Consider the following 22,394-nt stretch of genomic DNA (forward strand, 5'->3'; position numbering starts at 1 on the left):
CAAAGCCTCGACGTGGCAATCTCAGGAATTTTATATTATTTCATGAGATTGCCACGCTCCTTTTAGTCGCTCGCAATGACGATTATCAACAATCCCCTTATCTATGAAAACAAATTTTCTTGTATTTATAACCTTTACAATACTTATCTCTTTAGGCTTTTGGCAGCTTAGTCGTTTAAAAGAAAAGAAATTATTTTTAGCTTCAATGCAAGCTAACCTAACCTCACCTGCAATTAATTTAGCAGAAATTCAAGACGGTTTACCTTATCACAAAGTAAAAATTACCGGTCAATTTTTGCCTAATAAAGACATATATTTATACGGTAGAAGGTCAATGTCGAGTGAAAAAGACGGATATTATTTAGTTACTCCTTTTAAAACCATAGAAGATAAAGTTATTTTAGTAGCACGAGGTTGGTTCAGTAATCGCAATAAAAATATTATCACGCAAGCTACAAACGACCGGCAGCACGAGATTATCGGTGTTACCATGCCATCAGAAAAAACTCGTATCTACTTACCTGCTAACGATATAAAAAATAATGTGTGGCTAACGCTAAATTTAAAAGAAACATCCAAAGTGTTAGGCTTAGATCTTGAGAATTTTTATATTATTGCGGAAGGAAAAGATATTAGCAATCTAGATATTTTATTACCTCTTGCAATAAATCATTTAGCAGCAATCAGAAATGACCATTTAGAATACGCCCTAACTTGGTTTGGACTTGCTATTTCTTTAATCGTAATATATGTAATTTATCGGCGTCGTTATATGGCTGTGGATGTCATCCCGCGAGCTTGTAGCGGGATCCAGAAAAATAATTAAAAAGACTGGACCCCGTGGTCAAGCCACGGGGTAACAGTAGAAAATCGATACATAAATGAGTGACTTACAAAGAGAAGCATCCGATCCTAATTACTCCGTTTGGGTATCGGCATCTGCCGGTACCGGTAAAACCAAAATCCTAACCGATCGATTTTTACGTCTGTTAATAACGGGCGTAGAGCCTTCCAATATTTTATGCCTTACTTTTACTAATGCTGCAGCTATAGAGATGCAAGTAAGGATTAATAGCAGACTTAAATATCTTTCTCTTTGCAACGCCGAGAAACTAGAAGAAGCACTTTTCTTAATGAGCGGCAATAAGCCATCGCCGCAAGACACAGAAAACGCAAAAACTTTATATGATAAAATACTAAATAGCAATAAGCTTTTAAATATCTATACAATACATGCTTTTTGTCAAAAAATCCTTAACACTTTTCCCTTAGAAGCCGGCATAACACCAGAATTTAAAATCCTTGAAGAAACTAAATTACAAGATATCTTCCTAAATATCAAAAACGAAATTTACTTAAGCGATGAACATAATGACTTAATGAAAATTTTACTTAACCGATTTCATGAAATAACTCTGCAAGATATTTTTACCGAGATAATCGAGCAAAAAATTAAATTCAGAAAGTTATTTATAAATAAGCAAATTCCCAAAGAAATATCTAATAAAAGATTAGCGTTAGGGGAATTAAATAATATTTACGATAAGGTAAAAAACTTATTTGCCGAGTATGATGTGGAGATAGCACCGAAAGAAATTTTTTTTACCAAAGATGGGAAAAAACGAAAAAGCCTTTTATCGAAAGAATTAATAAGGAAATATCCTAAATTATTACTAGAGCTAGAAAAAATTACCTCTGAAATTTACCGATTAGATGAGCTGCGTCGCATAGAAGAGCTAGAATATCATACGAACTTACTTACTAAACTTGCACATATTATTTTAAAAAAATACGATTCATATAAGGAAGAAAATAATTTACTCGATTACGACGATTTAATTTACTACACCGAGAAATTACTAAATAATAAAACTACTCATAAGTGGTTGCTGCATAAGCTTGAAAGCGAGATAAATCATATTCTTGTCGATGAAGCACAAGACACAAGCCCCTCGCAGTGGAATATTATTACTACTTTAATAACAGAGTTTAATGCTGTAGAGAGGCCAAATAATAGTGTTTTCATAGTCGGCGATGATAAACAATCGATCTTCAGTTTTCAAGGGGCTGATCTTCGTAATTTCAACTTAGTAAATGAGCGACTAAAAGCAAATCTTACAAATGCTAATAAGAAATTCAAAAATATCACCCTTGAATATTCTTATAGATCATGTACAGAGATTTTACAATTTACTTATAATGTTTTAAAAAATATAAAATCCAATTACCCGGGTTTATTCCTTTTGAATAATCCTTTAATATCCTCATTTCGTACACATCAAGGCTCTGTAACGGTTTGGCCATTAGTGACGAGTGAAAAACAAGAAGAGCTTTTTTGGGCACTACCTGAAGATTATGAAAATTCTAAATCTGCTGCCGATTTACTCATAGAAAAAATCGTAAATTTTATAAAAGAACAAATAGAAAGCGAAGAAATTTTACCATCTACTGCAAACAGAATATCTGAAAAAGATTTCATGATATTAGTCAGAAAGAGAGATGAATTTAGTAATAATCTGATCAAAGAACTTAGCAAAGCTAAACTTAAAGTTGAGGTAAGCGATAGAATGAACCTTAAGGAAAATCTAACTATAATGGATTTAATTTCATTAGCTAAATTTGTGTTACTACCTGATGATGATTTAAATCTTGCCGGTTTACTAAAATCACCGATTATTGGAATAAGCGAGCAGCAATTATACGAACTTCTTGTAAATAAAAGTGAGAATAGCTTATGGGATATACTCTCTTCACATGAGGAGATATATAATAAGTTAGATTCTCTAATTGAAATTTATAAAATATCTATTGTTGAGAACTTCTTTGATTTAGTGGTACATAATCTAAATTTACGAGAGCTTTACGATGATGATAGTGATGATATGATAAATGAGCTATTAACATTAAGCAAAAACTATGCAAATGATATAGATAATTCACTGCAAGGATTCGTTGCTTGGTTTGAGAATAACGATATCTATATTAAACGTGATATAGAGCATTCAGACAAAATAAGAGTAATGACCGTCCACGGCTCTAAAGGGCTTGAAACTCCTATTGTTATATTATGCGATTCTACTACTTTACCGATAAGCAGCAATAAATTTATTTGGGATGATAAAGGAGAAATGTTTTTCTCTGCTAATGCTGCCGATACTCCTGAGTTTTTGCAAGAGCTGAAAGAAGCTGAAAAATTAAAAGATTTGCAAGAATATATAAGACTACTCTACGTTGCAATGACAAGAGCTAAAGACAGACTGATTATATGCGGTTTTAGTAATAAATCTACCACTCCTGAAAATTGCTGGTATGAAATAGCCAAACAAACTTGCGATAAATCTCTCAATTAGTAGCTGCTATATTAAATATAATAGACTATTAAGACGCACATATATTTAAATAGCATCTTATGTTAAAAATTTTAGAAAGTTTCTTTGAAAATAAAGCAAGCATTAAAATAGAAAGGTTAAACAATTACCATCCCTGCATTATGCTTATTATGAAAAAGGTCATAAGGAATAATACTTAAATTTTTTTCTTTTAAGGCTTGTTTATACTTTGTTATTTTAGAAATAAAAACTACAACAAGAAAAATAAAAATACTTATTAACAGAGGATATAAGATATTTAACTGATCAAACATCATTAATTTCACAGAATTTAGTTAGATACTACATAATAGTAGTAACATTTATTTGAATTTCAACTTAAATATTTTTTATTTCAATTTAACTCCTATATCTTAAATTTAAATCATTTATAGATATTGTCATAAGAAAATTAATAAGATTTTTATTGAAACCGCTACTTCTAAAATAGATAGCATAATAATTTATGCATTATGATAATAATCATGCCTTAATAAATCAGATTTAAGAATACCACAATTATATTCATATGAATCTAAATAAGCTTGTAATTCATGAACATTTTGTTCTACTTTTTCATAATTATATTTATATGAGTTTTGGAATTTTTCAACTAATTTACCTTTATTAACAACTTTTTTATAAGCATCTTCTTTAAAAAACCCATCTTTTTGTTCTTCACTACGAAAGTAATCCTTAAATTCACTATGTTTTTTCGGTAAATTAGAGATAAATTCTGCAAATTTTTCTAATTGAATATTGGTAATTAGAGTAAATACCAAACCTATATTTTCTTTATATTGGTTAACTCTTGAAATTTCATGCGCTATTGTATCTTTTTGTCCAATTTCAATAACATTATTAGATAAAATAACTAAATCTTTTTTATTAACCTCTTGCTTTTCAGATTCCTTTAGTTTTATATTCAGTATTTCCTATTCTAATGCCTCTTTACTAAATAATTTTTTAAATGCAGCAAGCCACGGACCAAAAGCTGTACTTTCTAACTTTTTAAAATATTCTTTTAACTTCATAACTAATTTCCTTGTTTATATTTTCTTAGTTTAATTTATAGTACTAGTTGGAAGTAATCAAGTTATAGAGCTAAGAAAAATTAATACTTTTGTAAAAATTATATATAGCGTAAAAATTGAAAAACAGTGTTAAAATGCTTAAAATAATTTGACTATTTTAGAAAATTTTAATAAAATCTATTAATAAACTCAATCGATAATACAAAATATGAAAACAGCTTTTATCTTCCCCGGTCAAGGGTTGCAATTGATCGGCATGGGAAAAGATTTTTATGATAATTTTAAACCCGCCAAAGAAACTTTTCAAATCGTTGATGAAGTACTAAACCGAAAACTCACTGATATAATTTTTAATGGACCTTCTGAAGAACTTACCTTAACCACTAACGCACAACCGGCATTAATGGCAGTATCTATGGCAATAATAAATATTATCAAAGCTGAAACCGGTAAAAGTTTGAATAGTCTTTGCGATTATGCTGCCGGTCATTCGCTAGGTGAATATAGTGCTTTATGTAGCACCGAAAGTATTAACCTTGAGACAGCAGCAAAACTACTTCATATACGTAGTACATCTATGCAGGAAGCATGTCCTGAAGGTGAGGGAAGCATGGCGGCTTGTATCAATATTCCGCTTCAAAAACTTGAAGAAATATTAGAAGAGATCAACAAAATAAATTTATGCCAAATTGCCAACGATAACATCGAAGGACAAATAGTTATTAGCGGCAAGACCACAGCTATAGATCATACTATTAGTATAATTAAAGATTTAGGTTATAAAGCAATAAAGCTGAAAGTCAGTGCTCCATTTCATTGTAGCTTAATGAAGCCGGCAGAAGAAAAAATGCGAGTAGCTCTTGATAAAGCTGTAATTAATAAACCTCTGATACCGATAATCCAAAATTATACCGCAAAACCTACTCTAGATCCTACAGAAATCAAACAAAATTTAATGCTTCAGATATGCGGGCGAGTTAGATGGCGTGAAACTTTAGAACTATTTCACAAATTAGAAATTGCTCATATAGTAGAAATAGGGGCAGGAAGCGTACTAACAAATATGCTCCGGAAAATTAATTATCCATATAAGTTAAGTAATATAAGTAATTTAGAAGAACTACAGCATTGTTTAGATAACATTAGTCAATAACTGTCTCTAATAACTTCTGATTCATAAAGTTTTTAAATTAACTTAATATTATTATATGCAAATTAGTTTTAGTTTTTTTAAGCAATTACTAGAATTATTCACTAGTGATTGGCAGAGCTATTTAGACAAGGTAATAGAGGATTTTAAAATTTAGCCTTAACAGATACTAATGATACATTTTTAAAAGAAGAATGTTATAATTGCTCTTATCCAAAAAGACATTAAAGAAGGTGAATATCCATGGTATGTTGCTCCTTTTAATAAAATAGATCATGCAAGTTTATTACTTACCAATATTCTCATATATTAGAGCTTGATTATCTAAATCAAAATACGGTAAAAGCAGTAAAAAATATGCTGCGAAATAACTTCAAAGATATATATAATCCGGAAATTTATATTATTGCTAATTATGAAGAACCTATAATTAAAAACTATACCATAATAGATAAAATATATAGGTGATATAGTAAATGATATTAGAAAACTAGACAGCAAGTTAGTAGCAGATATTCAAATATCATCAAATTTATTTATCAATTTTATTTTGTAGATTTTCTTATTACTCAGTGTGCAATCATTTTTATGGCTGCATATTTTGAAGAATTAAACAATTTTCATCAAAATTTAGATAACCTCAATTTTTCCGTTACAAAAATATATTCCCGAATGCCAACCAAAAGACTATAAGAGTTTTGTCAATCTTAAAGCAATAACTTGGAATAGATTTTTAGTTAAATATCAGAAATTATTTGAGAACATTCAGAACATATTATTTAGCATCTGTAGTGATAGTGAGAATTTTGTAAAATTGTTAATTTCAGACTCTTATAATCTTAGCTTAAACAAGCGAATCGAAATTATAGAGTACTTAATAGATAAATATAAAAATGATACTAAATCTATTTATTACATAACCCAACAACTTTTTGATATTTGTGATGATAACACGGATATTAAAACTCTCGAAGCCAAGGCTAAACAGTTTTACAAATATATTGAATATTTCCGTAGTTGGGATGATTTACCTAGTTATTGGTATATGGACTTTAAAGGGCCATCCGGATGTGATAAGGAAGCTTTGATTATGGGCAATTCCGTAAAGCCGGAAAATGATTATATTTAGTTAGAAAAATTATAAAATAATTCTAGAAATTGTGCTTATTAGATGATATAAAGTAAAGCCATAACCGGAGAGATGGCCGAGTGGCCGAAGGCGGCGGTTTGCTAAACCGTTATACGGGTCATACCGTATCGAGGGTTCGAATCCCTCTCTCTCCGCCAGTCTGGATAGTTAGCCAATCCTTGTAGTTTATCGAATGGAAAAGCCAAGGAGTAATCAAGATTTCCGCCTTTCAAATTTAGGTTCACAAATACACATTATCGCCTTATTGCCTTGATTTAACAAGGATTTCAGCTCTTAATACAAACCTACTAATATGTTCTATGCTATTCATATGTTAGTTTATGTTAGACTTTTCTCTAATATTTTCTGTTACTTATACGTTATTTTCTACAAATTTCACCAATTTTAGCCATTTTTTTTCTAAAAATATGTACGCTATACAAACTAGGGGCTATTCCTCGTAAAATAAGGGATTGGAGGGCTTTTTGTAAAAATTTTTTTTAATAGAATTAATTGTTTATACCAAAATTTTTCAGTTTTTGTGTATAAAATTTTGTGTATAAAAATTGCACCTATTACCAGAATTGAGTGAGGACTTAAATAAAGCTCAAGGGTTGGGTCGGAAATATAAAGGTTTAAAAATTTCAAAGTTTCTTCTTTATTACTACAGTCTGTGCTACCATTATTACACATGGTACATCCTAATTTTACTTTATCATTTGCTACTAAATCTTTTAATTGTGTTACTTCCTCTAAGGTAGCCAATTTTATATCACTTATGTTGCGAAAACCATCTATTACTTCATTAAATATATTATTTACGCCTTGCGAAACTGTCCTTCTTATATCATTTATATCTTCATTAGTACACCAAGAAACATAAGGTAAACTACTATCGTATTTGTGAAACAAACCCCAACACCAACCTTGTACTCCTTCTGTATTTCCAAGTGTTGATTTATATAATTCATCTCATTTATAAATAATTTTTGTTCTTTCATTTTTTACTTCTTACAATAGTTAAATTCTATTTATTCAAAATAACCTAGCTATTTCAGCTTTTGATTACAACATAAATTATACAAATCTGCTAAATCATAAGTAGGAAAACCTATAATACACTATATAAATATAAGGTTTATCTCCTGTAACCTTAGGTTTAATAGAATTTATATCTGAGTAGCAATTACACACCAAAAAATTACGGTTTATTCGGAAAGTACATAAGTAAGATATCAAAAGCCATAATTACTAAATATAGAAAATAATATAAGTAATACTAAAAGTAGTAATTAATATGCAAAGATATTTAGACCCAAGAATGATAGTTTGTTTAAAAAAATCTTTCGTGATTTAGAGAGATTAAAGGAATGTATCAATGCAGTTCTTGAACTTCAGGAGGGTTTTAGAATTAAAGAAATAGAGTTTATGCCCATAGAGCAAGTACCTATGTTCAATAAAGGAAAAAAAGCATATTTGATTTAAAGGTTAAAGATGAAGCCGGTAGCTGGTATATAATCGAGATGCAAAATAGCAGAAATTGCGTTAACTACGCAATCACAACATACAAAATCGTATCCCGCTACCCAGTAAACGACCTCTTCAGCTCATTGGTGGGAAAGGACGAACCCACATAAGATATTATAACACTTCAATACTCAACTTACAATAATTATAGCTTAGTAGTTGAGATATTATTTAAAGGATTAAATTATGACTGATTTAATCAAACAATTTGAGGTGCTACTGTCATTCCCGCGAGGCATTGTTGTGTGGATCAATTTCACCTCTGTCATCCCGTGGCTTGACCACAGGGTCCATAAAAACAATAAAAAATACTAATAATTTTAGTATTTTTAACTGGATCCCGCGGTCAATCCACGGGATGACAGAGGTGAAATTGATCCACACAACAATGCCTTCCTGCGAAAGCGGAAATCCAGTACTTTAAAGCTTTTTTAAAAGTTTTACCTTGAAAAAAATGATATAATAAACAATCTTTAAAATTAAGATTTTTTAGCCTGGATCCCTGCTTTCGCAGGGATGACATCTAGGGCTTTTTAAAAATTGTCCGGTACTATACTTAGTAACACGCCGGCAAATAGAGCGGTCATTGTCCTTAAGTGCAACAGACACAACCTCAATTGCTAATGAGATTGCGGTTGCTGCAAATGTAGTAACTGATTGTTTAAAATAATTAACTAATATATTAAATTACTAATTGTAATTATTATCATTTATTAAAATAATCTCTCTTAATCTTCTATATATTCAAAAATTCCCTAAATCAATTCCAATTTATTTATGCTTTTAGTTAAATTTCTATTGCGTTCTTAAAGTTTCTTATTATGATTCTGTCTATAGCTCATTTTTAACAAAATATTAAAATTTATAGAATTTAATAAGAATATAATTATGTTCATACTAAACATTTTTAAAACAAACTGGCACAAAAGATTATCCGAAAGTACAACAAGTGACCTTAGTAATAAAAATATAACTGATGAACAAGCAAAAGATTTAGCTGCAGCACTTAAAGCTAATAGATCTTTAACGTCGCTTTATCTTCCTTGGAACAACATAGGCGAGGCAACATTTAAAATAATTAATGAATATCTGTACAGAAATAAAACTATAACCAAAAAAAGCAGAAAAGAAATATGAAGAACAGCAAAAGCAAGAACAAGAAAAACAACAGCAAAACCTCAAGCTTGATGAGCTAAAATATAATCAACTAATTTTAGTAATAAAAGAAAGTACGGAAGAAGAAGCAGAAAATTTAGTTAAAGAGCTAAACGGTGACACGCTTAACAAGATAGACGATAACAACGATACGGCTTTAACTTTAGCTGCTTATATAAGGATTAGATAAAGTTTGCAACTAATCTCTAAAATGTCTAATCAGGCTATTAGTACTATTAATAGCAATGGTGAAACGGTTTTAACTTATGCTGCTAGTAAAGGCTTAAGTAAAGTATGCATGCAACTAATCCCTCTAATGAGCGATCCGGCTATTAATACTATTACCAAAACTTATGGTACTATAGCCTTAACTTTAGCTGTATGGAAGGGTTTAGAAAGGGTTTGTGAGTTATATTAATACCTAGAACGACTATTCAAGCTATTCATCATGTTAATAATAAAGGTGAAACAGTATTAAATTTAGTTATAAAAAATAATTTTAAAAATATATATGACTTATTAACTTTAAGAGTAAATGAGCTAAATAATCAATTCAATAAAACAAATATATATAAGAACGAGGACGAAAAACTTATTATTGCAGAGGAAGCAAATATTTACCAAATAATAGGCAAGATAATTTTTAACTTACAAAATAGTACTAATATTGATGAAGCAGACAAGCCCATATAGAGAATAGCTTATATAGAATACTTAATAAGGTTCAGAAGCTAACAGATAAAAACGACATAATAAATATAACTCAAAGTATAACAGAACTTATAGGAAACGAAATTACCGAGGGGACAGTTGTATATTTAGAAGATGAAGTTAATGAAATGGCAGAAAAACAAACGCAACAAAAGTTAAATATATTCAACGCAACAGTAAAAAAATAATTACGAAATTAGAAACTGCTAACATTAAAGATAGTGCAGTGATACAAACACAAATAAACGAAATATCAAGTAAAGTACAAACTTTAGAAAACAATGTTAGTATAGAGCAAATAACAAACTGGATGGGGAAACTTTTAGATGGCAAAATTACTAAAGGAACAGTTATAGATTTAAGAAAGAAAATTGAGACAATAATACTTCAAGAAATAAACGAATCCACTAGTATAATTACATTTATAGCAAAGGATTTATTACCAACCGCTTTTCAATAATCCAGAATTGCTACAAGTGGCCACTACATTACTAAGCCCTAATTTAATCTACGAAGCAATTAATAATGATGATAAGGAGCTTATTTTAGCCGGACTAATGAGCATGGGGTATAAATATATTTAAACTAAATATTTGGAGCTGGTACTAATGCATAAACAGGCCTAAGCGTAGCCTGAATCAAGGCTAATCTAAACTGGTTAAGGGTTTGCATAACGTACCCCCCCCAGTCTAGACAGTTAACCAATTCTTGTAGTGCTATCTAAGTATAATCTTTATCACCAAGCATATTATAGATTTCCGGCATATATTTATGTTTCAGCCAAATCTCAAGGCTATCGATAATATAAAGGTTATTTTTAGCTCTGCTAATACCGACGTTTAAAACGTTTGGCTCTTGCGTCATTATATTTCGTGCACCTTTATCAAGAGGATGCTGAGCTCCTAGTAGTATTATTACCGTATCATTTTCTGTGCCTTGAAATGCATGAATAGTGGCGATATTTTTATATCCAAATACTTGAATTGTTTTCTCATATCTTGAATCGTCATATATTTCATTCAATTTTCTACGAATAGATTCGCTGTAATCTTTATACATTGTAATGATGTAAATTTGTTTGAGCAAATCATCCCCATTTTTCTCTTTTAATACTTGGTTTTAATAACTCTAGTAATTTTTGAAATTCGGCTTCCGATTCATATTTATAACGTTGAACCTTATTATCTTTTATATCTATCCATTTTGAAGTACCTAAAATCGTTCTAATATCAGAGTTACAGTCAGAGGTAGCAAAAATCATTTTGTCACCGTAAGCTATTTTGTTACATATTTTAAACATCAGATTTTGGCATCTTCTATGCACTCATAAAGGGAAACTAACCGTAACATCATCTATTTTTGTTTGATATAAAGAATTACGGTCAGCTAGGTTTTGCAATGAAACTTCCGAAGGTGACCACTTAGGATATGAAACCTTAAAATGTTCACATAATTTGATTAAATCTTGCTTTAATATAGCAATAGGATCTGTTTGCAGCGGATCACCGACTACTACGACTTTTGTTGATTTGTAAATAGCACTAGCTGCGTATTGTGGCGGTATCTGCCCTGCTTCATCAATAAATAACCAAGGAATTGCATTATGTTCGGATGTTGTCAACATTTTATCGAATGAGTGAAAAGTTGTAGACACAACAGGTATGACCATAAAGAAATTTTGCCAAGCAATTTTGTAAGTTAAAAATTTTCTTGCCAATTTTTCCAAAATAAATCTTCTTCAAAATCCTTAATATTGAAATATTTATCTTTTAAACTTACGATAGCCAAGCTTATATCGTCGTTAAGCTGTTTTATTTCTTCTACAGAAGCTTCAATTTTCTTAATTGCAGCTTTAATATTCTTAATATCAGTTTTTATCCGGTCAATTTCTTCTGAAGATTTATTTTTTAGCTTAATTAAATCCCGTTTTTGCTCATAGCAAAAATTGTATTTTGCGGTTTTAAAAAATGCATGAATTTTTTCAAAAAAACCCAAATTTAATAATTTTATTTCACAATCAATTTTAAGTATTTTTAGAGCTTTTATAATCAAGCTCTAATTCTAACTCATTTTACTCTTCTTTTTTTCTGCATATATCAATCCTCTTCCTTAATTAACTCTCTTTTCTTTTTATTAAATTCAATAACTGATGCAATATTTTCATAAACTTCATGAATTTCACTGTATAAATTGTTAAAACCAGCACACGCTTCTTTCCATTCATTATTAATTTCATCTATAGAATTACAATACTCAGGTTTAAAATGTGCAGGGGCTTTATCTCTACATTTATTATTAACTAGCAGATTAAGATATTGCAGCATTGTATGTTTTTCATCATTCTTATCATCGTTTTCTTCTTCATCTTTATATTTCCAAAACTTATTTGAAAATCTCTTTTTCTTTCCATGATTAACGAGCACCGCAGCAAATATACCCCTATCTTTCTCTTTTTCCTCTTTCAATAAAAGTTATTTAAAATAACTTAAATCTTTATGATATAGCTTATCTATTTTACTATATAACGATATTTCTTTAGATATATTTTCAACGGCATTGTTATTAGATGATGCAACAACCATACCGTAAGTTTGTAATTCCGGTTTTAAAGAATTAACATGATAATCAAAATTTGGTGTATGTAAGGAAGATTTTTTATTTTGAAACCCCTCCTTAGGATCTTCTAAAGTTGCTAAATAAGAAGCACGATCTACATAGATATTTGCTATAAGATCAAAAAGTATAGTGGTTTTCCTGTACAGGTGGACCATTAACAGCAAAAAGTTTTCCTGAAAAGAGGGTAATACCAAATTAATCGCAACAGCTTGCAGTACCGCAAGAGAGTGACTCGGCGATGAACACCAACGCATCGGTTGCATCATAAATGGAGATAACAGTTCTTGTAGACTTTCTTGATGCTTTAAAACATCTATGGAATCCGGCTTATCTTCTTTACCGAGATATTTGGCAATTGCTGATTCCGAGTCAATTTTTTCTATATTACTTCGTACAAAATCTAATGGTCTTAGAAAAAAACTATTAAACATTTCTAAGGAAGGAGCGGCAAAATTATAAATTACCGGTTTATCTTTTTTCTTTTTATGCGAGGTAACTCTTCTTAAGCATATTTCAGAGCGGCTAAATAAATATTTTTTGTCAATTTCTAACTTCTGCACTACAAGATCAATCATAAGATTAATCATTTTTAAATCTAGAGTTTTAACTCAAGAATCTTGCTTTTTATCCTTAAAATATATTCTCTCACTTTCTGAAAATACTTCCTCTATTAGGCTGTTATTATTATCTACAAAATTTGGTAAATCTTTTAATTCTTTTTCTTGGAACTCATCTCTCATGATTCTACCGAGAGCATAAGCAGCAGTAGAGATAACCATCAATCCTTCAATATATTTACCGTTTTCATCTATAGTTAAACCAGCAATAGGTGTTTGTCGGTTGCTCTTGCTTATCTTGATGGTTATTATAATCATTTAAGAATTCTTGATCTAATTTAGTGATATTTTGGATTTTCTTTAAAATATCAAGTGCAGCTTCCGACCATTTTAAATAACCGAGATAAATATGCCAATGAACTGCTACTTCGTTTTTCTCAAGATCAATACCGAGTTTTGTTTTATCCACAAACTAAGCATCTTTTAAGAACAAAGTGTTTCTTTCTTATCCAGTTTGCAACTAAAACTGCCTTTTTTATCGGTATGTTCTCTAATAATGTCAAAATATCTATTTAAATTTTCGTTTTTATTAGGAGTTAGTACTTCAATAATCTTCCATACACCGAGGATAGATTTGATTTGTTCATCAGATTGATTGTACATCAAAAGAAGTGTACACTTAAAATAGAAATATCCTAAGTATGAAACTAGAAGAAGTAAACAACTTTTTAATGTTACTATTTATAGCATATAAAGATGTGTATAATTAACACAATTATCACCAAATTATTAATGATTTAATAAAATTTAGTATTTTATAAATTCATTTAATATATTTCCTTAACCCAAATAGGATATAATAAATGCAAACTAATAAGGAAATTATTAAATATATAGTGTCTAGCATTTGGTCTTATTGGAATCCTATAAACTGGTCACCAAGCATACAATTAGCTACCTTATATATTGTCTTGTTTAATTGATGGGAATGATGCATATCCATGAAGATGCACAAATAATAAATAATGCCCAGGAATGGCTTAAAAGCAATCAAACTTATACCCTTTATAATACCCAATTTCTATCTTCTCCGTTATATGGAACTTGCAAAAGAGATACCTATATGCCTAAAAAGATTAAAAATATTTCATCAATTTGATGATGAGAATTATATACCCAATGAAGCGTTAGCCTCTCATAAGCTCATAAATAACTTTTCTAATTTATTGAAGCATTTTAAACTAACTCCTCTTATAGATTCTACTGATTTTAATCCTAACTATTTTATGGTATGGAGTTAGGCAAAAAATTTAGGGAATATTCCTAAATATTTTGGTCAAAAGCTAAAGCGTGTTTGTAATAATATAGAAGAAGCAGAAAATTATTGGGAGAGTTATGAACCGGAGGCATTCTCTCATTTTTCTACCTTTCATGAGTTTATAAATACAATAACACATTGTAATGATGCATTATTAGGTTGTAGAGATATTAGATCAGATATATATTACAATGAACTATAGTTAATTCAGATGAATACAACTTTCTTCTTTAACAAATAAAGCAATGAATGCCTATATAGTCAAATGCACATTTAAACCGCTTCAACGCACATAGCCATACCCATACCGCCACCGATACATAAAGTAACTAAGCCTTTTTTAGCTTTAGCTCTGCGTAAGCCGTGTATCAGAGTAATAAGTACACGTCCGCCGCTTGCCCCGATCGGATGACCGATGGCTATTGCTCCACCGTTAACATTAACCTTCTCCATATCCCATTTCATTTCACGGTTTACATAAATACTTTGAGCGGCAAACGCCTCATTAACCTCGATAACTTCCAAATCATTAACGCTCCAACCTGCTTTACTTAAAGCTTTTTTGGATGCAGGAACAGGGGCAGTACCCATAATACTTGGATCAACACCGGCTGAAGCATAAGAAACAATACGAGCTAGCGGCGTTAAATTATGCTTTTTCAAAACTTCTTCGGAAACTACCATAAGACATGCCGCACCATCATTAATAGAGGAAGCATTATCCGCTGTAACTACACCGTTTTTATCAAAAGCAGGACGTAATTTACTCAGAATTTCAAGGCTGATATCAGGTCTTACTGTTCCATCATGATCAAACAAACTAGTAGTTTTTTTAATCGTTACTTCGACAGGTAAGATTTCATCTTTAAAAACTCCTGCTAGCTGTGCTTTAGCTGCTTTCTTGTGAGAGCTTAAGGCAAACTCGTCCTGCTGTTGTCTGCTAATATTAAACTGTTTCGAGATATTTTCGGCTGTAATACCCATAAATACTCCTGAAAATACATCGGTTAATCCGTCATACTGCATTAGATCAACCATTTTAATATCGCCGAATTTAGCTCCTGCTCTGATATAGCTACCGTGCATACAGAGCGACATATTCTCCTGCCCACCTGCTATAACTATTTCATTATCACCCATCATAATTGAATTTGCTGCAAGTACTACGCTTTTAAGACCTGAGCCGCATACTTTATTAATCGTATAGCCCGGCACTTCTTTCGGTATTCCCGCATAAATCAGAGTTTGCCTCGCCGGATTCTGCCCGCTACCGCCGGTTATTACCTGTCCAAGGATTACCTCACCTACTAAAGCTGGATCGATTTTGCTGTTTTGCAGTATATCCTTTATTAAATGAGCAGCAAGCATAGGTGCAGCCGTTGTACTATACCCATAAACGAGCCGAAAGTAGTCCTTTTCGCATAAGTTATATAAACCAGTTTTGTCATAATGTGTACTCCTTAAACAATTTATCTAGTTTATCATTTATTAAATAACTAATATGTCCGCCTGCTACATCTATAAGCTTAGAGTTTTTTAATAATTTTTGCAAAGGTAAAATGGAAAATTTAGGTACTATTTGATCATCTTCTGCTGCTACTATATATATACAGGACAATGAATTAAACTCGGATCAATAATAAAATTATTCGATTTTCCATTTAAGATTTATAAACATATTGTCATCTAATATATTTTGTATAATTTGATTATAAACCTCCTTAGATATACTATTACCTGACATAAACCAATTCTCTATTCTCAATGCTAATTCTTGCTCCTTATCGGAAGTTATAGAGAAAAAATTTTTTAATTTAGCATTGAAATAATCAGGGAATAAAAGAAAAAATAAAATTTGAATATGAATTTTAGGAATTATCGTAAATTGTCTATGCCACTATCTAGTTTTAAATATCGATGCAACATTCTTATATAGAAAAAATGAGAAAAATCCCACGGGCAGGTAAGTAAAGTCAGAGTTTTGATAAATTTAGGCATAAGTACGTTTGTAGCTATCGCAAGGTTACCGCCGATACAATGACCTATTAAATTAATGTCTTTAATTTTCAAATTATCTATTACTTCGATTATTTTATGCACATATTCGTCTAGTAAATATTTAGGTTCCTCAATCTCTAGCCAATCTATTAAATAAACTTCACCGTAGCTTCTCAAAGTTTCAATAAAACTTTTGTCACGAGCTAAAAAATATTTCCAGTAAGTTGAAGATAGAGAGGATGATTAGGAAAGTTTTGATGTCATCCTGACTTCTTTCTATGTCATTCCTGACTTCCCCTTTGTCATTCTCACGAAAGCGGGAATCCATTTTTAATTTATTTTTACTGGAATCTCTGGACAAACCACGGGATAACGCCGAGTAATACAACACCCTATAATGCTCTGTTTGCATTACTATTTTACCTGATTTTAAATATTAATTACCTAAATTAGGTGTCTTTGTATAATTATTATAAAGGTCACAATATTCCTGTAGTTTATTACTATCTAGCATTGAGAGTATCTAGTAATTCTTGACAAAAGGCTAAATATATTGTATAAGTTCAGCACCTTCAGAATGTAATAACAAGTATATAGGCTCTAAAGTTTTAGGGGAAATATCTTTTCATAAAATCTTGAAGTGCTTAAGTTTTTTTTTTGTCCTTAGGGATTTATAATGCTAAGTACCTCATCACGATCGTTTAAAAACAAATTCAGAGCAGCATTTTGGCCTGTGCATAATTACGAACTCGGAAAGTTTATTCCGATGAGTACCTTAATGTTTTGTATTTTATTTAATCAAAATGTTTTACGAATCTTAAAAGATAGTATTTTAATCTCCGAGATTAGTGCAGAAATAGCAGGTTTTGCTAAAGTTTATTGCGTTACGCCTGCCGCTGCTTTATTCGTGATTATTTATGCTAAAATGATTAATTATCTTACTTTTGAAAAGATCTTTTATTATTTAAGTGCATTTTTTATCAGCTTTTTTGTTTTATTCACTTTTGTAATCTATCCTAATATTCATATTTTTCATGTACATCCCGATAATCTAGCTGACTGGATGGAACGTTATCCTCATTTTAAGTGGTACATCTCATTAGTAGGTAATTGGGGTTATATAGTATATTATAGTCTTGCCGAGCTTTGGCCTAATATTTTTTACGTATTATTATTTTGGCAGTTTGCTAATGAACTTACTACTACCGAAGAAGCAAAAAGATTTTATACTCTCTTTTCGCTATTCGGCAACTCTTCTTTAATATTAGTCGGCTTTTTAATGATGAATCTATCATCGGAAGATACTATTATTAAGAAGTTTATGAGTATTTCGGATAGTAAAATCACTTTAGTTCAAGTATCCACGACAATTGTGGCAATTGTTGCTATTATTTGTTGTTTGTTAGTTAGATTTATTAGCAAGAACGTTTTTACTAATCCGTTATTTTATGCTAAAGCAAAAAGCGGTCGCTCAACTTCAGAACGTATGGGGCTAATTAAAAGCTTTAAATATATTGCGAAATCAAAATATTTATGGCTACTTTTAATTTGTTCGGCAGCTTTCGGATTTGCTATTAACTTAGTCGAAGCCGTATGGAAAGCAAAAATTAAGGAATTATATCCGACTGTAAATACCTATGCTGAATTTAACAGTCTGTATATACTTTGGACAGGCGTGGCAATAATGGTTATGACCATTATCGGTAATAACATTATGCGTATGCACAACTGGTTTGTAGCAGCAGTTATTTCACCGGTTATAATAATGGTGACCGGCATTTTGTTCTTTGTACTTATCGTATTTGACCAACAAATTTTATCATTATTTGATGGAGCAGTTTTAATGTCACCTCTTGCTCTTGCCGTTTCAATCGGTGGTATTCAAAATATTTTAGCTAAAGGTACTAAATATTCTATATGGGATACTTCAAGAGAAATGTTATATATCCCTCTTGATGAGGAGCTTAAAACCAAAGGCAAAGCTGCGGTTGACGTGATAAGTGCAAAAGTCGGCAAATCCTCTAGCGGTCTTGTGCAATCTATTATTTTTACTTTAGTTCCAACCGCTACTTTTACCTTAATCTCACCAATTCTAATGGTGGTATTTACTTTTGTATGCTTAGCGTGGATTTATGCAGTAAGAAAAATATATTTTGAATATCAAAAAATAGCATAAAATAAATTATTGTCATCCCGCGACTTGACCACGGAATCTAAGAATACAAGTCTGTGACCAAGATACCGTGGTCAAGCCACGGTATGACACCGAACGCGTTTTTTGATCCATGCGGGTAATGCCCTTTTTAGCTAGGAACCTTACAGCATAAAACTATCGATGTTACTATGAATCAATCTCTCCTAAAGCTTTAGTCTCTATATTATCTAAGAAAATCTCAAAATCCTTTAAGATATCGTCTTTACTTTAATAAGAAGGCGGTTTAAATGAAGTTAGGGTAACTTTTTCACTCTTTATAAAATTATGAGGCTGAGGTTAATCCTTAAGTTTAATAGTAACAACTTCGCCTGCTAGAGAGTTCGGATATCTGTTCTTATTAATTGAATCTGGATGCGTAATTTCTAGGTTTTTTGGAGTATTATCTTCCTTGTTCTTACTACGGAATGAAAAAATTCTAGATGATGGCATTTGATTTACATTTTATTTAAAAAACGCTATTTATTATAGAGCAATAATTTATATTTAACAAGCAGGATGGTTAATTGTCATAAACTTTTCTATCATTCTAGTAACAGAACGTTCTAGCTCAATATCTAATTTTGAATAATCAGAAAAGTTAAACCATTTAAGTTCATTCGATTCGTTATTTTTTATAAAATTATCATTATTTACTGTTTTTAGTAAAAATCGTACATCATAGTGATAATGAGCAGGCTCCTTATGAGTTCGCGGAATATAATGGGTGTCTATATCAAAAATCTCCTTATTTATCGTTTTGATTTCATTAATTCCGGATTCTTCTATAGCTTCTTTAACCGCTACATTTAATATATTACTATCTCCATCACAATGACCGCCTGGTTGAAGCCACTTATCAAGCTTTTTATGGTGCATTAATAAAAATTTAGTTTTATCATTATTAAGTAAAAAAGCCGAAGCAGTGAAATGTCCTATTTGTAAATCTCAGCTAAAAGGGTTTTCATATTCATTTAAAAATTCAAGCATTTTTGTTTTTGTAACAATTTCTTCAGGATATGTACTACTGTAATTTTGTAGTTTAATATATAATTCATTCATAATGATAATTTTTTATGTATAGAGCTTTGATATTTAACTCAAATTTCTCTGCTAAGTCAAATGACAATAATTGCATAAAATTATATTGTCCATGTTTCATGGTAATTATCATTGACAATTAGTTAATGTTTAGTTATATATCGCATAACTAAAATTTAATATTAACTAATTAGGTTTATTTTTATGCTTAACAAAATAGTCGAATTATTTAGAAGTGATGATACCAACCCCTTGGTATGGTAAGCTTGCAGTAGTAAGAGCATGTGCTGTTGGAATTTATGTGATAGCAGGTGATTTACTTAAATCTCCGGCTTTTATTCTCAAATGTGGTGCCGATATAGTAGCAACAATGGAAGCAATGCTAGCATATGAGCATTATACAGACGCAACTTCGCAAGAAAGTCCGATGATAGGAAATGAAGCACAAGCTGCAATATAATAATAAAATATTTTTAACGAATTTAGAGGACACACCGACTCTAAATTCGTATTCATTGACCATTCAAACCGTTTTTTAGTCTAATTTTGACTTGTTTTAAAGAACGAGGAGTTGCGTCTGTAACTTCAATTTCAATATTTTCTGAAATATCTATTCTAGTACCGATAGCCGGAACACTACTGACTCTAGTCAATACTAATCCACCTATCGTATCAAATTCATCATAATCATTGTGTAGCTTTTCTCCTATTATTGCTTCCAGCACTTCTACTTCAACACGTGCATTTGAAATAATTGTTGAGTTATTAATAACCTTGAAATTATCGCTATCTAATTGCTGATCATGCTCATCATCTATTCGTCCTACTATTTCTTCTATCAGATCTTCAATAGTAACTAAACCGTCAGTACCGCCATACTCATCAACAACTATTGCAATATGTGTTCTCTCACGACGCATTTTTGCTAGCAAATCTAATAATTTCATAGAAGGAGCTGCAATTATATGCTTACGTATAAGCTTTTTTAAACGACCGCTTTGCTTTGTAGCCAATGCTTTAAATAAATCCTTGATATGAATGAACCCTACTACATTATCCAAAGTACCGTCATATATAAGAGTTCGTGTATGTGGGACTTCTAACTTAATAGACTCACTTAATTCTTCTAGATTCGTAGTTAATTTTATTGCCGCAATATCGGAACGCGGTACCATTATATCTTCAATAGTTTTATCTTCTAGCTCCAATAAATTAGCTAAAATATTATGCTCGTCTAAAGTCATTTTTTGGCTATTAATTTTAAGGCGTTTTATGACACCAAAAAAATTATCGGGCGTTTTTGTTTTTCTAAAAAAATTTTTTATCGGAGAGAATAATTTTCGTACAGTAAAAATTAACTTATTATTTTGATTTTTTTTACTAGAATCTTCTTTTTTTGAAGATTTTAACATAAATTTTTTTATTTAGTTAATAAGGGGGGAAAATACCGAAATATGATAATATTTCAATTTCTAGATTTTCCATAATATTTGCTTCTGTGTCACTTTGATGATCAAAACCAATTAAGTGTAAAATACTATGTATTAAAAGATGAATAAAATGATTCTCAAAAGTTTTGTGCTGCTCGCACGATTCGTTATATATTACCTCATAACAAAATGCTATATCACCTAAATGCATATAATCAGAGTCACCTAAAAATTCAAGTTTAGAATATAAATCCTGCCAATTTAATTCGTTGCTTGGAAAAGAAAGAACGTTAGTAGCTTTTTCTATATTACGAAATTGTTTGTTTAAGGTCAATATTTCTGCAGCATTTGTTAGTAAAATTGATAATTCAAATTGTTTTATTTTACTAAAATTATCAAACCGCAATAAAATATTTTGAGTTATTTTTTTGATTAAACTCTTATTTATCTGCTTATGCTCACGCCATTTGTTGTATTTTCTTACAATTTCTACGTTTATCATTGTACCAAATATTGAATAAATAGTCGCTATAGACTTAGCTGTAACTTAAGAGCATATTTTAAAAGCTGTATATCTTCATTAGAGATAACGTTAATTTTAGATTTTAATCTTAATTTGCTTACTGTCATTATTCGATCAGTCATGGCTTTACCTTTTTTGCTACCTATCATTACGTAGGCTTCACAAGGATAGCATTTATCGATGTTACTAGTTAAAGGTATTACTTGCACACGATTTAATGAAGCATTTGAGTAATTATTGCCAGTCTTACCTTAGCGACTTCCCACCTAACAAAGGATTAAAGTCGACCACCATACCTCAGCTCTTTTCATAAAAATCGCGTTCTATTAACCCTTCTACCCACTCATTGGCCTTCTACTCAGCTTTTGTATCTTGAGCCATGGCTTTGTAAGCGGCTCCAAGCTTCTCATTAATTACATAAGGTTTTACACAAGTTGCTCAATAAATTTGCTAATTTTACGTTCACCTATTACAGAATAAAGCATATAATAAACCGCTTCATCTATAGTAATTGTCAATTTCTTCTGCATAAAATACTCGTGTATACACGTGTGTTACACGTATGATATCATATATATAAATTAATCAACATAAGGATTATTTACTTTAGTAAACAAAGATAATAGCTATGAAAACTGACCACACA

Annotated in this window: 25 protein-coding genes, 1 tRNA gene and 3 pseudogenes; 10 read left to right on the forward strand and 19 right to left on the reverse strand. The window is 30.7% G+C overall.

The window, feature by feature from the left end; translation table 11 throughout:
* Positions 1-103: 103 nt before the first annotated feature.
* Both ACSFFC_RS01060 and ACSFFC_RS01065 read left to right on the forward strand, forming a co-directional pair.
* Entirely contained in the window at positions 104-826 is a 723-nt protein-coding gene (locus ACSFFC_RS01060; RefSeq protein WP_004997569.1) for an SURF1 family protein, read from the forward strand.
* Positions 827-881: 55 nt separating this feature from the next.
* Positions 882-3,350, forward strand: coding sequence for a UvrD-helicase domain-containing protein (locus ACSFFC_RS01065; protein ID WP_014411015.1), 2,469 nt, complete (start codon positions 882-884; stop codon positions 3,348-3,350).
* Between the two features lie 116 nt (positions 3,351-3,466).
* On the opposite strand, the gene ACSFFC_RS01070 is transcribed toward ACSFFC_RS01065, so the two are convergent.
* Together ACSFFC_RS01070 and ACSFFC_RS01075 are read right to left on the reverse strand one after the other, a co-directional pair.
* On the reverse strand, positions 3,467-3,646 hold the full coding sequence (locus tag ACSFFC_RS01070) for a hypothetical protein (RefSeq protein WP_041472240.1): 180 nt from the start codon (positions 3,644-3,646) through the stop codon (positions 3,467-3,469).
* Between the two features lie 186 nt (positions 3,647-3,832).
* Entirely contained in the window at positions 3,833-4,150 is a 318-nt protein-coding gene (locus tag ACSFFC_RS01075; protein WP_231282957.1) for a hypothetical protein, read from the reverse strand.
* 460 nt (positions 4,151-4,610) lie between these two features.
* On the opposite strand from ACSFFC_RS01075, the gene fabD reads away from it, so the two are divergent.
* The 3 genes from fabD to ACSFFC_RS01090 all read left to right on the forward strand — a co-directional run bounded on the left by fabD (position 4,611) and on the right by ACSFFC_RS01090 (position 6,839).
* The gene (gene fabD, locus ACSFFC_RS01080) at positions 4,611-5,555 is read left to right on the forward strand and encodes an ACP S-malonyltransferase (RefSeq protein WP_014411017.1); all 945 of its coding nucleotides are present in this window, start codon (positions 4,611-4,613) and stop codon (positions 5,553-5,555) included.
* 811 nt (positions 5,556-6,366) lie between these two features.
* Positions 6,367-6,681: a hypothetical protein gene (locus tag ACSFFC_RS01085; RefSeq protein ID WP_010977690.1), complete on the forward strand. Its 315-nt coding sequence runs from the start codon at positions 6,367-6,369 to the stop codon at positions 6,679-6,681.
* Positions 6,682-6,747: 66 nt separating this feature from the next.
* A tRNA-Ser gene (locus ACSFFC_RS01090) sits at positions 6,748-6,839 on the forward strand.
* Positions 6,840-7,125: 286 nt separating this feature from the next.
* On the opposite strand, the gene ACSFFC_RS01095 is transcribed toward ACSFFC_RS01090, so the two are convergent.
* A complete protein-coding gene (locus ACSFFC_RS01095; protein WP_014411019.1) occupies positions 7,126-7,593 on the reverse strand; it encodes a hypothetical protein in 468 nt (155 codons plus the stop codon).
* A 1,503-nt stretch (positions 7,594-9,096) separates the two neighbouring features.
* Here ACSFFC_RS01095 and ACSFFC_RS01100 point away from each other — a divergent pair.
* From ACSFFC_RS01100 to ACSFFC_RS01110, 3 genes are all read left to right on the forward strand, one after another.
* The gene (locus ACSFFC_RS01100) at positions 9,097-9,345 is read left to right on the forward strand and encodes a hypothetical protein (protein ID WP_014411021.1); all 249 of its coding nucleotides are present in this window, start codon (positions 9,097-9,099) and stop codon (positions 9,343-9,345) included.
* 211 nt (positions 9,346-9,556) lie between these two features.
* Positions 9,557-9,781, forward strand: coding sequence for an ankyrin repeat domain-containing protein (locus ACSFFC_RS01105; protein ID WP_196792909.1), 225 nt, complete (start codon positions 9,557-9,559; stop codon positions 9,779-9,781).
* A gap of 519 nt (positions 9,782-10,300) precedes the next feature.
* Entirely contained in the window at positions 10,301-10,534 is a 234-nt protein-coding gene (locus ACSFFC_RS01110) for a hypothetical protein (RefSeq protein WP_014411023.1), read from the forward strand.
* 260 nt (positions 10,535-10,794) lie between these two features.
* Here ACSFFC_RS01110 and ACSFFC_RS01115 read toward each other — a convergent pair whose 3' ends face one another.
* The 11 genes and pseudogenes from ACSFFC_RS01115 to ACSFFC_RS01165 form a co-directional block, all read right to left on the reverse strand.
* Positions 10,795-11,160, reverse strand: coding sequence for an AAA domain-containing protein (locus ACSFFC_RS01115; protein ID WP_155813508.1), 366 nt, complete (start codon positions 11,158-11,160; stop codon positions 10,795-10,797).
* A gap of 1 nt (position 11,161) precedes the next feature.
* Positions 11,162-11,374: a hypothetical protein gene (locus ACSFFC_RS01120; RefSeq protein WP_041471938.1), complete on the reverse strand. Its 213-nt coding sequence runs from the start codon at positions 11,372-11,374 to the stop codon at positions 11,162-11,164.
* 24 nt (positions 11,375-11,398) lie between these two features.
* Positions 11,399-11,791 (reverse strand): DNA2/NAM7 family helicase, encoded by a 393-nt coding sequence (locus ACSFFC_RS01125; protein ID WP_041472242.1) that lies wholly within the window; start codon positions 11,789-11,791, stop codon positions 11,399-11,401.
* Positions 11,773-12,069 carry a hypothetical protein gene (locus ACSFFC_RS01130; protein ID WP_041472302.1) on the reverse strand — a complete coding sequence of 99 codons (297 nt, stop codon included), beginning with the start codon at positions 12,067-12,069 and terminating at the stop codon, positions 11,773-11,775. Before ACSFFC_RS01130 ends, ACSFFC_RS01125 begins: the two co-directional genes overlap by 19 nt.
* A gap of 101 nt (positions 12,070-12,170) precedes the next feature.
* The gene (locus tag ACSFFC_RS01135) at positions 12,171-12,539 is read right to left on the reverse strand and encodes a hypothetical protein (protein WP_014411025.1); all 369 of its coding nucleotides are present in this window, start codon (positions 12,537-12,539) and stop codon (positions 12,171-12,173) included.
* Between the two features lie 6 nt (positions 12,540-12,545).
* Positions 12,546-13,277, reverse strand: coding sequence for a hypothetical protein (locus tag ACSFFC_RS01140; RefSeq protein ID WP_014411026.1), 732 nt, complete (start codon positions 13,275-13,277; stop codon positions 12,546-12,548).
* A gap of 21 nt (positions 13,278-13,298) precedes the next feature.
* Positions 13,299-13,565 carry a hypothetical protein gene (locus ACSFFC_RS01145; protein WP_146610387.1) on the reverse strand — a complete coding sequence of 89 codons (267 nt, stop codon included), beginning with the start codon at positions 13,563-13,565 and terminating at the stop codon, positions 13,299-13,301.
* Entirely contained in the window at positions 13,495-13,716 is a 222-nt protein-coding gene (locus ACSFFC_RS01150; protein ID WP_010977702.1) for a hypothetical protein, read from the reverse strand. The genes ACSFFC_RS01145 and ACSFFC_RS01150 overlap by 71 nt, the downstream gene beginning before the upstream one ends.
* Positions 13,717-13,730: 14 nt before the next feature.
* Positions 13,731-13,910 carry a hypothetical protein gene (locus ACSFFC_RS01155; protein ID WP_014411028.1) on the reverse strand — a complete coding sequence of 60 codons (180 nt, stop codon included), beginning with the start codon at positions 13,908-13,910 and terminating at the stop codon, positions 13,731-13,733.
* 928 nt (positions 13,911-14,838) lie between these two features.
* A pseudogene (locus ACSFFC_RS01160) lies at positions 14,839-16,013 on the reverse strand (acetyl-CoA C-acetyltransferase).
* Positions 16,010-17,077 (reverse strand): annotated as a pseudogene (locus ACSFFC_RS01165) (alpha/beta fold hydrolase). Before ACSFFC_RS01165 ends, ACSFFC_RS01160 begins: the two co-directional pseudogenes overlap by 4 nt.
* A 162-nt stretch (positions 17,078-17,239) precedes the next feature.
* On the opposite strand from ACSFFC_RS01165, the gene tlc5 reads away from it, so the two are divergent.
* Positions 17,240-18,739, forward strand: coding sequence for a GTP/GDP exchange transporter Tlc5 (gene tlc5, locus ACSFFC_RS01170; protein WP_012719990.1), 1,500 nt, complete (start codon positions 17,240-17,242; stop codon positions 18,737-18,739).
* 522 nt (positions 18,740-19,261) lie between these two features.
* On the opposite strand, the gene ACSFFC_RS01175 is transcribed toward tlc5, so the two are convergent.
* The gene (locus tag ACSFFC_RS01175; protein WP_081463632.1) at positions 19,262-19,693 is read right to left on the reverse strand and encodes an NUDIX hydrolase; all 432 of its coding nucleotides are present in this window, start codon (positions 19,691-19,693) and stop codon (positions 19,262-19,264) included.
* 9 nt (positions 19,694-19,702) lie between these two features.
* The gene (locus ACSFFC_RS01180; protein ID WP_014411033.1) at positions 19,703-19,816 is read right to left on the reverse strand and encodes a hypothetical protein; all 114 of its coding nucleotides are present in this window, start codon (positions 19,814-19,816) and stop codon (positions 19,703-19,705) included.
* A 217-nt stretch (positions 19,817-20,033) separates the two neighbouring features.
* Here ACSFFC_RS01180 and ACSFFC_RS01185 point away from each other — a divergent pair, with 217 nt between their 5' ends.
* Positions 20,034-20,255 (forward strand): hypothetical protein, encoded by a 222-nt coding sequence (locus tag ACSFFC_RS01185; protein WP_014411034.1) that lies wholly within the window; start codon positions 20,034-20,036, stop codon positions 20,253-20,255.
* Positions 20,256-20,307: 52 nt separating this feature from the next.
* Here ACSFFC_RS01185 and tlyC read toward each other — a convergent pair whose 3' ends face one another.
* The 3 genes and pseudogenes from tlyC to ACSFFC_RS01200 form a co-directional block, all read right to left on the reverse strand.
* Positions 20,308-21,207 (reverse strand): hemolysin C, encoded by a 900-nt coding sequence (tlyC, locus tag ACSFFC_RS01190; protein WP_014411035.1) that lies wholly within the window; start codon positions 21,205-21,207, stop codon positions 20,308-20,310.
* Between the two features lie 16 nt (positions 21,208-21,223).
* A complete protein-coding gene (gene ybeY, locus ACSFFC_RS01195) occupies positions 21,224-21,727 on the reverse strand; it encodes an rRNA maturation RNase YbeY (RefSeq protein WP_014411036.1) in 504 nt (167 codons plus the stop codon).
* Positions 21,728-21,753: 26 nt separating this feature from the next.
* Positions 21,754-21,975 (reverse strand): annotated as a pseudogene (locus ACSFFC_RS01200) (type II toxin-antitoxin system PemK/MazF family toxin); the annotation flags it as partial.
* Between the last annotated feature and the right edge of the window lie 419 nt (positions 21,976-22,394).

It is taken from the genome of Rickettsia parkeri, assembly GCF_051427245.1.
In the GTDB taxonomy this organism is placed as follows: domain Bacteria; phylum Pseudomonadota; class Alphaproteobacteria; order Rickettsiales; family Rickettsiaceae; genus Rickettsia; species Rickettsia rickettsii.

What these genes read in the sequence shown, in the direction of transcription:
- ACSFFC_RS01070 (WP_041472240.1), bottom strand. Translation starts at nt 3,646, where the DNA reads ATGATGTTTGATCAGTTAAATATCTTATATCCTCTGTTAATAAGTATT.
- fabD (WP_014411017.1), top strand. Translation starts at nt 4,611, where the DNA reads ATGAAAACAGCTTTTATCTTCCCCGGTCAAGGGTTGCAATTGATCGGC.
- ACSFFC_RS01155 (WP_014411028.1), bottom strand. Translation starts at nt 13,910, where the DNA reads ATGTACAATCAATCTGATGAACAAATCAAATCTATCCTCGGTGTATGG.
- ACSFFC_RS01120 (WP_041471938.1), bottom strand. Translation starts at nt 11,374, where the DNA reads ATGTTTAAAATATGTAACAAAATAGCTTACGGTGACAAAATGATTTTT.
- tlyC (WP_014411035.1), bottom strand. Translation starts at nt 21,207, where the DNA reads ATGTTAAAATCTTCAAAAAAAGAAGATTCTAGTAAAAAAAATCAAAAT.
- ACSFFC_RS01185 (WP_014411034.1), top strand. Translation starts at nt 20,034, where the DNA reads ATGATACCAACCCCTTGGTATGGTAAGCTTGCAGTAGTAAGAGCATGT.
- ACSFFC_RS01180 (WP_014411033.1), bottom strand. Translation starts at nt 19,816, where the DNA reads ATGAATGAATTATATATTAAACTACAAAATTACAGTAGTACATATCCT.
- tlc5 (WP_012719990.1), top strand. Translation starts at nt 17,240, where the DNA reads ATGCTAAGTACCTCATCACGATCGTTTAAAAACAAATTCAGAGCAGCA.
- ACSFFC_RS01100 (WP_014411021.1), top strand. Translation starts at nt 9,097, where the DNA reads ATGTTCATACTAAACATTTTTAAAACAAACTGGCACAAAAGATTATCC.
- ACSFFC_RS01060 (WP_004997569.1), top strand. Translation starts at nt 104, where the DNA reads ATGAAAACAAATTTTCTTGTATTTATAACCTTTACAATACTTATCTCT.
- ACSFFC_RS01140 (WP_014411026.1), bottom strand. Translation starts at nt 13,277, where the DNA reads ATGATTAATCTTATGATTGATCTTGTAGTGCAGAAGTTAGAAATTGAC.
- ACSFFC_RS01065 (WP_014411015.1), top strand. Translation starts at nt 882, where the DNA reads ATGAGTGACTTACAAAGAGAAGCATCCGATCCTAATTACTCCGTTTGG.
- ybeY (WP_014411036.1), bottom strand. Translation starts at nt 21,727, where the DNA reads ATGATAAACGTAGAAATTGTAAGAAAATACAACAAATGGCGTGAGCAT.
- ACSFFC_RS01145 (WP_146610387.1), bottom strand. Translation starts at nt 13,565, where the DNA reads ATGATTATAATAACCATCAAGATAAGCAAGAGCAACCGACAAACACCT.